Origin of the sequence: Catenulispora sp. EB89 (assembly GCF_041261445.1) — a bacterium.
In the GTDB taxonomy this organism is placed as follows: domain Bacteria; phylum Actinomycetota; class Actinomycetes; order Streptomycetales; family Catenulisporaceae; genus Catenulispora.
Map to the genome: position 1 here is coordinate 124,722 of NZ_JBGCCU010000023.1, position 13,286 is coordinate 138,007.

8 protein-coding genes are annotated in these 13,286 nt (G+C 69.8%); 5 read left to right on the plus strand and 3 right to left on the minus strand.

What is annotated here, in order from left to right; genetic code table 11:
• Positions 1 to 88: 88 nt before the first annotated feature.
• Both ABH920_RS37065 and ABH920_RS37070 read left to right on the plus strand, forming a co-directional pair.
• A complete protein-coding gene (locus ABH920_RS37065; RefSeq protein ID WP_370353946.1) occupies positions 89 to 3,826 on the plus strand; it encodes a beta-mannosidase in 3,738 nt (1,245 codons plus the stop codon).
• Between the two features lie 34 nt (positions 3,827 to 3,860).
• Entirely contained in the window at positions 3,861 to 5,933 is a 2,073-nt protein-coding gene (locus ABH920_RS37070; protein WP_370353947.1) for a glycosyl hydrolase family 8, read from the plus strand.
• 99 nt (positions 5,934 to 6,032) lie between these two features.
• Here the strand turns inward: ABH920_RS37070 and ABH920_RS37075 are convergent, their stop codons facing one another.
• On the minus strand, positions 6,033 to 6,932 hold the full coding sequence (locus ABH920_RS37075) for an SDR family oxidoreductase (protein WP_370353948.1): 900 nt from the start codon (positions 6,930 to 6,932) through the stop codon (positions 6,033 to 6,035).
• 88 nt (positions 6,933 to 7,020) lie between these two features.
• Here ABH920_RS37075 and ABH920_RS37080 point away from each other — a divergent pair, with 88 nt between their 5' ends.
• The gene (locus tag ABH920_RS37080; protein ID WP_370353949.1) at positions 7,021 to 7,587 is read left to right on the plus strand and encodes a TetR/AcrR family transcriptional regulator; all 567 of its coding nucleotides are present in this window, start codon (positions 7,021 to 7,023) and stop codon (positions 7,585 to 7,587) included.
• A 17-nt stretch (positions 7,588 to 7,604) separates the two neighbouring features.
• Here the strand turns inward: ABH920_RS37080 and ABH920_RS37085 are convergent, their stop codons facing one another.
• Positions 7,605 to 8,192, minus strand: a complete 588-nt coding sequence (locus ABH920_RS37085) for a DUF3995 domain-containing protein (RefSeq protein ID WP_370353950.1) — start codon at positions 8,190 to 8,192, stop codon at positions 7,605 to 7,607.
• Positions 8,193 to 8,275: 83 nt separating this feature from the next.
• Complete coding sequence (locus ABH920_RS37090) at positions 8,276 to 10,165, minus strand: glycoside hydrolase family 76 protein (RefSeq protein WP_370353951.1); 1,890 nt, start codon at positions 10,163 to 10,165, stop codon at positions 8,276 to 8,278.
• 204 nt (positions 10,166 to 10,369) lie between these two features.
• Here ABH920_RS37090 and ABH920_RS37095 point away from each other — a divergent pair, with 204 nt between their 5' ends.
• Both ABH920_RS37095 and ABH920_RS37100 read left to right on the plus strand, forming a co-directional pair.
• Positions 10,370 to 11,581: a GntR family transcriptional regulator gene (locus ABH920_RS37095; RefSeq protein WP_370353952.1), complete on the plus strand. Its 1,212-nt coding sequence runs from the start codon at positions 10,370 to 10,372 to the stop codon at positions 11,579 to 11,581.
• A gap of 206 nt (positions 11,582 to 11,787) precedes the next feature.
• A complete protein-coding gene (locus ABH920_RS37100) occupies positions 11,788 to 13,257 on the plus strand; it encodes a glycoside hydrolase family 125 protein (protein WP_370353953.1) in 1,470 nt (489 codons plus the stop codon).
• Positions 13,258 to 13,286 lie beyond the last annotated feature (29 nt).

Sequence of the window (13,286 nt, forward strand, 5' to 3'; positions counted from 1 at the left end):
CTTTCGCAGATGCTTGACGACCCGTTCGCGGGGTGAGTAGCGTACGCCCCGATCTCGTTAGGAACCTTTCCTAATTCAGGAGTCGGGCATGCGATCACCAGTCAGGATCCGCACACGCCGTTCCACAACCCGTGCGTTCGGGGCTGCCGCAGTCGTCTGCGCGGTCCTCGCCGGCACCGTCCAGATCGCGACGGCCGGCAGCAGTCCTCAAAAACCGTTGAGCACACGCCTCGCCGCGACGACGACGGCGGCATCCGCATCCGCATCAGCCGTCAACCCCGCGACCGGCTCGTCAGCGGTCCAGAACCTCGGCGCGACGACCGGCTGGAAGGTCGTCACCAGCTCGACCGCCACCCAGGGCGGCGGCCAGATATCGACCCCGGGCTTCTCCACGTCCGGCTGGCTCACCGTCGCCAACGACGGCGGGGGAGCCCCGGGCACCGAGATCAACGCCCTGCTCCAGAACGGCACCTGCCCGAACGTCTATTTCTCCAGCAACATGAAGAGCTGCTTCGGCCAGATGACCAAGGTCGGCGCCGACACCATCGCGCAGTTCTCGGTGCCGTGGTGGTACCGCACGGACTTCACCGCGCCCCCGAGCGGCCAGGCGGCCCGGCTGGTCCTGAACGGCGTCGTCGGCTCGGCCGACGTCTGGGTCAACGGCACGCAGGTCGCCGCGGCCTCCACCGTGACCGGCGACTACGTCAAGAACGTCTTCGACATCACTTCCAAGCTGGTCTCCGGCACCAACTCGCTGGCCATCGAGATGCACCCGAACAACCCCAACTCGATGCTGACCCTGGACAACGTCGACTGGAGCCAGATCCCGCCGGACAACAACACCGGCATCCAGTTCCCGGTCCAGCTGGAGTCCGGCGGCCCGCTGATCGTCGACAACGCCCACGTCGACCAGAACACCGCCGCCGACCTGTCCAGCAGCGCGCTGACGGTCAAGGCCTCGGTGATCAACGTCACCGGCTCCGCGCAGACCGGCGCGGTCACCGCGACCCTCACCCCGCCCGGCGGCGGCACGCCGGTCGCGGTGACCCAGAACGTCACCGTCGCCGCCAACGCGACCTCGACCGTCACGTTCACACCGTCGAGCTACTCGGCCCTGAACCTGTCCTCGCCGCAGATCTGGTGGCCGTACCAGATGGGAGCGCAGCCGCTCTACACCCTGGCCACCTCCGTCTCGCAGAACTCGACGGTCCTGAACACGACCTCTGAGACCTTCGGCATCCGCACCGTCAGCTCGAACCTGGTCGGTGCCGGCAGCGCCGCGTCCTCCGGGGTCCGCCAGTTCGGCGTCAACGGCCACACCCTGGTGATCCGCGGCGGCGGCTGGGACCCGGACCTGTTCCTGCGCTACGACCCCGCGGACACCGCGCAGCAGATTGCCCTGATGAAGTCCATGGGGCTGAACGCGATCCGGCTCGAAGGCCACTTCATGCCGCCGGACTTCTACCAGCAGATGGACGCCGCGGGCATCCTGATCAACGTCGGCTACCAGTGCTGCGACGAGTGGGAGAACAGCGGCTCGGCCGGGACGAACTACCAGAACACCGCGGCGACCCAGGGCGCGATCTGGCGCAACCACCCGAGCATCTTCAGCTTCCAGTGGAGCGACAACGCCCCGAGCAGCACCCAGGAATCCCAGGCCCTGAACGGCTTCGCCGCGGCCGACTACCCCGGGCCGTTCATCTCCTCCGCCGAGTACAACTCCAGCTCCCAGCTCGGAGTGTCGGGGGAGAAGGAAGGCCCCTACGACTGGGTCCCGGCGAACTACTGGTACGACACCTCGCACTACCCCTCCGGCGACTCCACGCTGACCAACGCCGGCGGCGCCTGGGGCTTCGACTCCGAACAGAGCGCCGGCAACACCGTCCCGACGATGGACTCCATCAACCGCTTCCTGTCCGCGTCCGACCAGTCGGCGCTGTGGCAGAGCACCGGCGCCAACCAGTACCACAACAACTACGAGGGCACGAGCCACAGCGGCTACGCCTTCGGCACGCTCTACAACCTCGACCAGGCCGTCTCCAAGCGGTACGGAGCGTGGTCGAGCCTGGCGCAGTACATCCAGGAGGCGCAGGCCCAGAACTACGAGGACACCCGCGCGCAGTTCGAGGCCTTCATCGCGCACTCCACCAACGCCACGCAGCCCTCCACCGGCACCATCTACTGGCAGATGAACAAGGGCTGGCCGACGCTGCTGTGGTCGCTCTACAACAACGACTACGACCAGGCCGGCGCCTACTTCGGCGCCCAGGAGGCGAACCGGTCGCTGCACGCGCTCTACACCCTGGACAACCACACCGTGACCGTCGACAACCTGTCGGGCCAGACACAGTCCGGCGTGACCGTCGAATCCAAGGTCTACAACACCGCCGGCTCCGTGCTCGACGACCAGACCTCGGGCTCGCTGTCCCTGGCTTCGCAGCAGGTGCAGAACAAGGTGCTGACGCCGAAGCTGCCCAGCGGTTCCGGCACGGTCTACTTCGTCGAACTGCTGGTCAAGCAGAACGGCACGATCGTCGACCGCAACGTCTACTGGGACTCCACCACCCCGGACGCGGTGAACTGGGGCTCGACCATCCCCTCCGGCGGCGGCAACCCGCAGGCCACGATGAGCTCCTACGCGAACCTCAGCGCCCTGCAGAACCTGCCGGCCGCGACGGTGTCCGCCACCGCCGCGACCACCAGCCAGGCCGGCCCGAACGGCGCCGACAGCCTGGTCACGGTGACCGTCACCAACAAGTCCACGACCCCGGCCGTCGGCTTCCTGCTCCGCGCGGACCTGCGTCGCGGGACCGCCTCGGGCACTGAACTGTCCGGGGACAACGAAGTCACCTCGGCGGTCTGGGGCGACAACGACGTCACGCTGTGGCCGGGGGAGTCCGAGACTCTGACCGCCACCTTCAAGTCCGCCGACCTGCGGGGCGCGACCCCGGTCGTGAGCCTGTACGGCTGGAACGCGGCGAAGATCGACGTGGTCGCGGGCACCGGGACCGGCGCCCCGAACGACTTCTCGCTCTCCGACTCGCCGGCCTCCGGAAGCGTGACGCAGGGTTCCTCGGCCACCGCGACCGTATCCACCTCGCTGGTCAGCGGGACCGCCGAAGCCGTCGCGCTCACCGCCTCCGGCCTGCCGGCCGGCGCCACCGCGACGTTCAGCCCGGCCTCGGTCACCGCCGGTGGGTCCTCGACGCTGAGCATCTCGACCGCGGCGACCACCCCGGCCGGGACGTACCCGATCACCATCACCGGGACCGCTCCATCGGCCACCCACACCGCGAGCTACTCGCTGACCGTCACCGCGTCCGGCGGTGGGGGCTGCACCCCGGCGCAACTGCTCGCGAACCCGGGCTTCGAATCCGGCGCCGTCTCCTGGACCCAGACCTCCACGCTCGGATTCACGCCGATCACCAAGGCGACATCAGCCGAGCCGGCCCACTCCGGCTCGTGGGTCGCCTGGTTCAACGGCAACGGCAGCAAGGACACTGACACCGCCGCGCAGACCGTCACCATCCCCACCGGATGCAGCGCGTCGCTGACCTACTGGCTGCACATCGACACCACGGAGAGCACGACGACAGCCAAACCGGACACGTTCACCGTGCAGGTCCTGAACTCCTCCGGGACCGTCCTGGCCACGGTCGGCTCGTTCTCCAACCTCGACGCCAACTCGGGTTACACCCAGCACACGGCCAACCTCTCCGCCTACGCCGGCCAGACCGTCACGGTGAAGTTCACCGGCTCGGAGACGGACACCAGCGGTGGGACCACGGACTTCGTGGCCGACGACACCGCCCTGCAGACCAGCTGACGTCCCCACACCCCCCGCAGAAAGGAACGAGCCTGTGAAGCGCCGCTCCCAGCGTGTGCTCAGCCTGGCGACCGGAATCAGTACTCTGGCCGGATGCGTGGCGCTCGCCGTCGCGCAGACGGCCCCGGTCCAGGCCGCCGGACCGAACTTCGCCTTCCCCCAGCACCAGACCTACAAGGTCGGCGTCATGCCGTCGGCCTCGCAGGCGACGCGCGACGCCGCCGTGGAGAAGCAGTACAACTCCTGGAAGTCCACGTACCTCGTGCACGGCTGCGCCAGCAACGAGTACTACGTGTCCACCAAGGGCGACGGCGACGCCACCAACAACGGCCCGGTCTCCGAGGGCCAGGGCTACGGCATGAACATCGTGCCGCTGATGGCCGGGTACGACGCCAGCGCGCAGACCGAGTTCAACGGTCTGTGGCAACTGGTCAAGGACCACGAGGACCAGTACGGCATGATGCAGTGGCAGCTCGACGGGAAGACCTGCAAGTACTACAGCGGCGGGACCCCCGACGGCGCGACCGACGGCGACCTGGACATCGGCTACGGCCTGATCCTGGCCGACAAGCAGTGGGGCGGCTACACCAGCGACGCCATGACGTGGCTGAACAACTTCTACAACCACAACGTGGCGCCGGACGGCCACCTCAAGTGCGAGGACGACGGCCCGAACACCGACACCCGGCCCTCGGACCACATGATCGACCACCTCCGGGCCTACGCGGCGTACGACACCTCGCACAACTGGAACAAGGTCATCGCCCGGACCGAGGCGGTCGACAGCTCGCTGGTGAGCAACTACTCCTCGTCCTACGGCCTGTTGTCGGACTTCGTGGTCGGCGCGGACGGCAGCAGCCCGAAGCCGGCCCCGGCGAACTACCAGGAGAACCAGCCGGACAACATCGTCGGCTACAACTCGATCCGCGTGCCGTGGCACATGGGCACCGACGCGCTGCTGAACGGCTCCTCGACCGCCGCGTTCGAGCTCAGCGAGGCGCAGAAGTGGTCGGCGTGCGCCAAGAAGGTCTCCGGGAGCAACCCGGCGAACGTCTACCCGCACCTGAACCTGAACTGCACCGGCTACAACACCTCGGACGTCGCCGAGGAGGCCGGGGACTCGATCGGCCCGTCCGCGATGGCCGCCGGGGACCAGTCGTGGACCGACACGATCTGGAACTACCTGCAGACCAACCCGTACGGCGACGGCTACTACGGCGAGACCATCAAGACGCTGGTCATGATCGTGATGGCCGGCGACTACTGGAGCCCGGCCTCGGCGTCGACCCCGCCGCCGACCAACGACTTCTCGGTCTCGGCCTCACCGGCGTCCGGGTCGGTGAGTCAGGGCTCTTCGGCGACGGTGTCGGTGAGCACCGCGGTGACCTCCGGATCGGCGGAGTCCGTGGCGCTGTCCGCGTCCGGCCTGCCGACCGGGGCGACCGCGAGCTTCAACCCGGCGTCGCTGAACTCCGGGGCGTCCTCGACGCTGACCATCGCGACGTCGTCGTCGACCCCGGCGGGGACGTACGCGATCACCGTGACCGGGACCGCCTCCTCGGGGTCGCACACGGCCTCGTACTCGCTGACCGTCACCACGGCCGGCGGGGGCGGCTGCACCCCGGCGCAGCTGCTGGCGAACCCCGGCTTCGAATCCGGCGCCGTGTCCTGGACCCAGACCTCCACGCTCGGATTCACGCCGATCACCAAGGCGACGTCGGCTGAGCCCTCGCACTCCGGCTCGTGGGTCGCGTGGTTCAACGGCAACGGCAGCAAGGACACCGACACCGCCGCGCAGAGCGTGACGATTCCGGCCGGCTGCTCGGCGACGCTGACCTACTGGCTGCACATCGACACCACGGAGAACACCACGACGGCGAAGCCGGACACGTTCACCGTGCAGGTCCTGAACTCCTCGGGGACCGTGCTGGCGACCGTCGGCTCGTTCTCCAACCTGAACGCGAACTCCGGCTACTCGCAGCAGACCGCGAACCTGTCGGCGTACGCGGGCCAGACCGTCACGCTGAAGTTCATCGGCAGCGAGACGGACACCAGCGGCGGGACCACCAACTCCGTCATCGACGACACGGCGGTGACGACCTCCTAGAACAGCTCCTGGACCAGTTCGGAAAGAGGGAAGGGCACCGGCCCCGACGCTTTGAGGGAGGCGTCGGGGCCGGTGCCTGTTTTGCTGCTCTACAAGCTCTTACCGCTCCACGAAGTAGTGGTCCTGCTTCAGGTCCTCGATCAGGCCGATGTGCTCCGGCTCCCAGCCGAGCGTCTTGCGGGTAAAGGCGTTCGACGTCGGGTTGTCCGACCCGACGGCGAAGCCGAGGAAGCCGAAGTGCGCGGCGGCGTCGTCGGCGGCGATCGACGCGGTCGGGAGCCCGAGGCGCTCGGCGATGGTCTCGGCGATCAGGCGGAAGGCGTATCCCTCGTTCTCCACGCCGTGCAGCCGGGTGCCGCCGGGCGCCGACTCCAGCGCCAGCCGGTAGATCCGGGCCGCGTCCCGGGTGTTGAGGGCCGGCCAGCGGTTGGCGCCGTCGCCGACGTAGGCCGCGACACCCTTCTCGCGGGCGATGCGGATCAGGGTCGGGCTGAAGCCGTGGTGGTCCAGATCGCTGTGGACCAGCGGGGCCAGGCGCACCACCGAGGAGCGGACGCCGCGCTCGGCCAGGGCGATGACCGCGTTCTCGGTGTCGACGCGCGGACCCGCCTCGACCGTGTGCTCCTCCAGCCCGAGCACGCCGGGGGCGCGCCGGGCCAGCATCAGCGTGCCGGAGGTGGCGACCAGCGGCTTGCCGGTGCCGACCAGGCGCTCGCCGATGGCCTTGGTGACGCGGAGGTCCTCGGCCGCGGCGGCGGCCATGTCGGTGAAGGAGTGGTCGTAGGCGAGGTGGATGACGCCGTCCGCGGCGTCGAGGGCGTCGAGGTAGGAGTCCGGGTCGAAGACGTCGCCGCGGTGCACCTCGGCGCCGCGTGCGGCGATCCGCTCGGCGGCGGCGTCGTTGCGGGCCAGGCCGACGACCTGGTGGCCGGCATCGAGCAGTTCGGGGACGACGGCGGAACCGATGTGTCCGGACGCGCCGGTGACGAAGACACGCATGAGAAGGCCTCCCGGGCCGTAATGACAGCGACTGACATCACTCACGCTAACACTGATGTCAGTCGCTGTCATCACGTACCATGAGGCCATGAGTCGCTGGCCGTCGAACCCCCGAGGACGCCTCGAACAAGCCGCCATGGACCTGTTCATCGAGCAGGGCTACGACCAGACGACGGTCGCGTTGATCGCCGAACGCGCCGGCCTGACCGAGCGCACCTTCTTCCGTCACTTCAGCGACAAGCGCGAGGTGCTGTTCCAGGGCGGCGAGATCCTCCAGGCCGTGATGGTCGAGGCCCTGGCCGCGGCCCCAGCCGAGGCCACCCCCATGGGCGCGGTCCACGCGGCCCTGGCCGCGGTCGCGCCGATCTTCGAAGGGCGCCGTGACCTCGCCCGGATCCGCCAGGGCATCATCGACGCGAACCCGGAACTCCAGGAGCGCGAGGTCGCCAAGATGGCGAAGCTCGCCGCAGTCCTGGCCGAGGGCCTGAAGGCGCGCGGCGTCACCGATCCGGACGCGCGCCTGGCGGCGGACGCGGGGATCGCGGTGTTCCGCTCGGCGTTCGCGAAGTGGGTACGCAGCGAGAGCGGCGATATGCCGAAGACCGTGGAAGGGTGCTTCGAGGCTTTGGAGAAGCTTGTCGAGACCGGACGCTGAGGTCGCCTGAGGTCGGCTCAGCCGAGCCCGGACAAGGTCGACAACAGCACCATCAGCGCCCCGCCGGCAGCGCCGACCTTCGCGTATCGCACGATCCGCGCCCGATCAGCGGCCTGGCGCAGATACCAGAGCGTCGCCAACCCGAACGCGACGCCGCCCCCGAAGAAGTAGGGGCCCCACAGGTACAGATACCAGCGCAACAAGACGACGACGTCGGGCTTCCCGTGCACCGCCCCCGACTCCACCAGCGCGCCGCCGATCACGAACAGCAGCCCGTGACCCGCCAACAGCACCGCCGCCCCGGCGCCGCAGAACGCTGCGAACCGCCCCGCGCGCGGCCCCCGAGGCCGCGCCAGCGTCACGCCGACGGCGCTCGCGAACAGCTTCAGGAACCCGCTTAGCCACAGCACGACGAGGAACCCCGTGTCCCCGTCGCGCGCCTTCGCCACCAACGTCGGCGACACGGTGGAGGTGGCCCCGGCGGTGTGCCCGGTCGCCCAGATGAAGCTGGGCACCGCGAACAGCACACCCCAGGCCACCGCCACCCACGCCGCATGGTTGCGGGTCCCCGTTCCGGGGACGGCTTTCGGCGTCACGTCTGGCACGCCCGGTCCGTCTGGTCCGTCTGGTCCGTCTGGTCCGTGTTCTGCCGCGGCCATGCCCCCACCGTCCCCGTCGGCGGGTGATCTCAACCGCCGGTGTACTGCACCGTCACCTCGTCGAGGTTCAGGTAGTCGCTGCTGCCCTTCGTCGAATCGTAGATGACCGAGAGGGTGTTGCTCCCGGCGTTCAAGTGCACACCGCTCAGCGTCACCGTGTTCCACGTCGACCACGATGCCGTCCCCGGGAACGCCAGGTTGTCCGTCACGTCGGCGCCGTCGACGTAGATGTAGCGCGAGGCGTTCCCGGCCGCTGCCGCGTACCGGAACGTCACCGTGTACGTCCCGCTGCGGCTGACGTTCGGGCTCAGGTCCACCCACTGCCCGTCGGCGTTCCAGCCGGCCAGGTAGCCGGTTCCGGTGTAACCGGCGTTGGAGGACTCCAGCCCGATGCCGCCGTGCAGCACCCCGTTTTCGGCCTGGAGCTGGTAGCTCAGCCGCATCGAGTCGAGGTTGAGGTAGTTCGAGCTGCCCGCTCCCGAGGAGTACGCGATGGTGACCTCGTTGTACCCCTGGTTCAGTGCGACGCCGTTCAGCGTCACCGTCGACCAGTTCGACCATCCGCCGGTGCCGGGGAACAACTGGTTCCCGGCGACCACCGAGCCGTTGACCGAGATCTGCCGGGTGGCGTTCCCGGCTCCTCCGGCGTAGCGCAGCGCCATCTCGTAGGCGCCCGCGGCCGGGGCCTGCACCTCGAAGGTCACCGACTGTCCGTCGGTGTTCCAGCCGGCCAGGTAGCCGCGGCCGGAGAAGCCGGAGTTGGTGCTCTCCGAGTTGAGGTTCGTGGTGCGCGCGTTCGTCGCCTGATACGTGGCGAAGCCGGGCTGCGGGCCCGACGTGCCGTCCGGCGCGACCACCGCGGCGGCGCTGGCCATCGCCCCGGCCGTCAGCGACTGCAGGTACGCGCTTCCGGTCGGCTGCGACCAGTCCGGGCCGACCAGGCTGTCCGCGGAGCGGCGCTGGTTCCAGCCCTGATTGACGTTCATCTGCAGGAACGGCAGGTACTGCGTCTGTCCGTGCGCGCTGACCAGATGCGCGAGGTTGCGGATCAGGACGGTCTTGAAGCCGCCGGCGTCGTCGACGCCCTCGTAGTCCAGCGTCCCGGCGTTGGTCAGGTACGTCGTGGCCCACGAGCCCGCGGCGTTCGCGTCCGCCAGGTACGTCGAGTTGTTGGTCGCCGTGTACAGCGCGTCCGCCGCGCCGATGTAGGCCCCGAAGTTGTACGTGAAGTCCCACTTCGCCACGCCGGTGCCGTCGACGTGGTCGTAGACGTGGCCGTTGGACTGCAACGTCGACTTCATCCAGGAGTACAGGCCCTGCGCGTCGGTGAGGTACGTCGTGTTGCCGGTGTCCTTGTAGATCATCGCCGCGGCCTCGGCGGCCGGGGCGCTGGAGGCGACGTTCTTCTGGTTCTGCAGGTTGCGCTGCCACCAGATGCCGCCGCCGTACGTGGTGTCCTGGTAGGCGTAGACGGAGTTGAACAGGTTCTCGGCCGTGGTGAGGTACTGGTTCTCGCCGGTGATGCCGTACGCGCGCGCCGAGGCCAGGGCCCACCAGCCCAGGTCGTCGTTGAAGTTGGTGCTGAAGGTCGGGTAGAAGGCCGTGAAGCCGGTGTAGACGTCGTCGATCATCTGGCGGTAGGCGGGATCGCCGGTCGCCTGGTAGGCGTCCATGACGGTTTCCCAGTTCTGCGCCTCCCACCAGAAGTCCGAGTACAGCCCGCCGTCGGGGCCGTAGGCGTGCTGGGAGTGGACCTGGTGGTCGCTGTTGCAGAAGAAGTACTTCGCGGTCGGGTCCCAGAACGCCGAGACGAACGCGGACATCGCGGCGCTCGCGTCCGAGGAGGTGGCGGCGTGCGCCGGGGCGGGGGCCGCGACCGCCAGGCCGGTGCCGGCGAGGGCGCTGACCAGGCCGGTCACGGCCGCCGCGCGGATTCTTGAGCGGATTCTGGAGCGGAGTCTTCGCATGATCCATCCAGCCCTTCGGTCGGGGGCCGGACCGGGGTCCGGGTCGGGGATTCGGTCAGCGCGACGGTACTCCCGACTTGAGATATGTCAACATGCGTCAACTTGGATCAGCTGCCCACGTCGTCCGTGACGACCGGTGAAGATAGGGTGACTGGAATGACGCGGCCGCTGCTCTACGAGACCATCGTCGACCACCTCCTCGACGAGCTCAGAGCAGGCGAACTGGTGCCCGGCGGCCGGGTCCCGTCGGAGACCGAGCTCGCCACCGCGTTCGACGTCAGCCGCGTCACCGCCAAGAGCGCGCTCGAAGTCCTGCGGCAGGCCGGGATCGTGGAGCGGCTGCGCGGCAAGGGCTCGTTCGTCGTCCCCGCGCCCCCGGACCTCGACGGGGTCAGCGCCCAAGACCTGGCCGAACGGTCCGAGGGGGAGCCCGCGCCGGCCGCGGCCGGCACCGCCTCCCGCCGCCGCAAGCCCGACGGTGACGTCGACCAGGCCATCGCCTTCCTGCTCCCGGACTTCTCCGAGTCCTACGGCCTGGACCTGCTGACCTCCGTGGAGCAGGCGTGCTCCGCGGCGGGCATCGACCTGATCCTCCGCCGCACCCGCGGCAGCCAGCGCGAGGAGGAACTCGCCATCGAGCGGCTGCGCGCCGCCGGAACCGTCGACGGCCTGCTGGTCTTCCCCGTCCACGGCGAGTTCCACAACGCCAGCCTCCTGCGCCTGGTCCTCGACGGGATCCCGCTGGTCCTGGTCGACCGCTCCCTCGACGGCATCGCCGCCAGCACCGTCCACACCGACGGCGTCGCCGCCGCCCAGGCGCTCACCGAGGCGCTGATCCGCCGCGGCCACACCGAGATCTGCTTCGCCTCCCCGGCCCCCTCCCACACCTCCACGATCGAGCAGCGCCTCGACGGCTTCCGCCGCGCCCTGGCCGCCCACAAACTCGGCCCCGACGCCCACCGCCTGACCGACCTCGTCAGCACCCTGCCGGGCGCCCTCACCACCGAGAACATCCGCCACGACGTGGCCGAGGTGCGCCGCTTCCTGGACGCCGCACCGCAGGTGACGGCCTTTGTCGCCAGCGAGTACAACCTCGCGCGCGTGATCGCGCTGGCCGTGGCCGAGCACGCCGGGCACGCCGGGCACGCCGGGCACGCCGGGCAGCCCGCGACCGGCGAGCAGGCAGCCCTGCCCGAGATCGCGTGCTTCGACTCCCCGGTGGACCCCTTCGCCCCGCCGCGCTTCCTGCACGTCCGCCAGGACCAGGCCGAGATGGGCCGCCGCGCCGTGGAGCTCCTGCGTGCGCAGCTGGCTGGCCAGACCGCGCCCGTCCGCGCACTCGTCCCCTTCACCATCGTCGAGCCCTGACCCTTCCCGCGCCGCGCCCGAGATGGGCCGCCGCGCCGGTCCGCGCGCTCGTGCCCTTCACCATCATCGAACCCTGACATTTCACCCCCTGACCCCGCGCATGATCGCTCCGGATTGCGCGGGGGTTACCCGTTGCGCTCGCGCCACGCCCGGGTCTATCCTCCCGACACATCCAGTAGATTGAATATATTCAGTTAGGTGTGATCGTGGAGCACGGTGCGGCCGGACTGCAGGACCTCCAGCGGCGGGTGACCGAGGCCGTCGGCGGCGACCCGAGGGCCGCGGTGATCGTCACCCGGTTCCTGACCGAGGTGCGCGAGCGGACCGCGCGGTACCTGGACGACGGCACGGTCTTCCTGCTCACCGGCGACATTCCGGCGATGTGGCTGCGGGATTCCGCGGCGCAGGTGCTGCCCTTCCTCCGGCTGCGCGAGGTGCTGCCGCTGGCGCAGTCGTTCGTCATCGGTGTGCTGCGGCGGCAGCTCGCTTACATCGCGGTGGATCCGTATGCGAACGCCTTCAACGTGCGGCCCGACGGCGCCGGCCACGGTACCGACGTCACCGCCGCCAACCCCTGGGTCTGGGAGCGCAAGTACGAGGTCGACTCGCTGTGCTACCCGCTCTGGCTCGCGCACCTCGCCTGGCGCGCCTACGGCCGCGACGACTTCCTCGACGAGGCGTTCTGGACCGCCGCCGAAGCCGTCCTGACCACCTGGGAGACCGAGCTCGACCACGAGGCCGCCTCCGCCTACCGCTTCCAGCGCTTCGACGCGCCGGCCTCCGACACCCTGGTCCGGGACGGCCTCGGCCCGAAGACCGCGGTCACCGGCCTCACCTGGAGCGGCTTCCGCCCCAGCGACGACGCCGCGCGCTTCGGCTACAACGTCCCCGGCAACATGTTCGCGGTCGTCGCGCTCGGCCAGCTCGCGGAGATCCTGACCCACAAGCCGGGCTCGGCGCTGCCCGACGACCGGCGCGCGGAGCTGCTGGCCCGCGCCGACGCGCTGCGCGAGTGCCTGCAGACCGGCATCGCCGAGCACGCCGTCGTCGACGACCCGGTCACCGGACCGCGCTGGGCCTACGAGGTCGACGGTCTCGGCGGTGTCCTGGAGACGGACGACGCCAACGTCCCGAGCCTGCTCGCCCTCCCGCTGCTCGGCTACTGCGCCGCCGACGACCCGACGTATCTCGCGACCCGCGCCTTCGTCCTCAGCGAGCGCAACCCGGCCTACGTCGCCGGCCGCGCCGCCTCCGGGGTCGGCAGCCCGCACACCCCGCCCGGCCACGTCTGGCCGATCGCGATCGCCGTCGCCGCGCTCACCAGCGGCGACCGCGCCGAACAGCGCGCCGCCATCGCCACCCTGCTGGCCACCGACGCCGGCACCACCCGCGTCCACGAGTCGTTCCACGCGGACGACCCGCGGATCTGGACCCGGGAGTGGTTCTCCTGGGCCGAGGCCATGTTCACCGAACTCGTCCTCGACTACTGCGGCTACGCCCCGGTCGGCGACATCCCGATCGGCACCGTCCCGGCCAGCTACGTCACGGTCGGCAGCGCTTCCGTCGGCACCGTCTCCGCCGGCGGTGCCGCGCTCGGCAACGCCTCCCCCCGCGGCCCGCGAGCCGGAGCCCCCACCAGCCACCTCCCGTCGGAAGGAGTCAGCGATGGCCGCTGACATCGAGGCGATATCCGCCGCCGCGGCCG

What these genes read in the sequence shown, in the direction of transcription:
- ABH920_RS37095 (WP_370353952.1), top strand. Translation starts at nt 10,370, where the DNA reads ATGACGCGGCCGCTGCTCTACGAGACCATCGTCGACCACCTCCTCGAC.
- ABH920_RS37075 (WP_370353948.1), bottom strand. Translation starts at nt 6,932, where the DNA reads ATGCGTGTCTTCGTCACCGGCGCGTCCGGACACATCGGTTCCGCCGTC.
- ABH920_RS37065 (WP_370353946.1), top strand. Translation starts at nt 89, where the DNA reads ATGCGATCACCAGTCAGGATCCGCACACGCCGTTCCACAACCCGTGCG.
- ABH920_RS37080 (WP_370353949.1), top strand. Translation starts at nt 7,021, where the DNA reads ATGAGTCGCTGGCCGTCGAACCCCCGAGGACGCCTCGAACAAGCCGCC.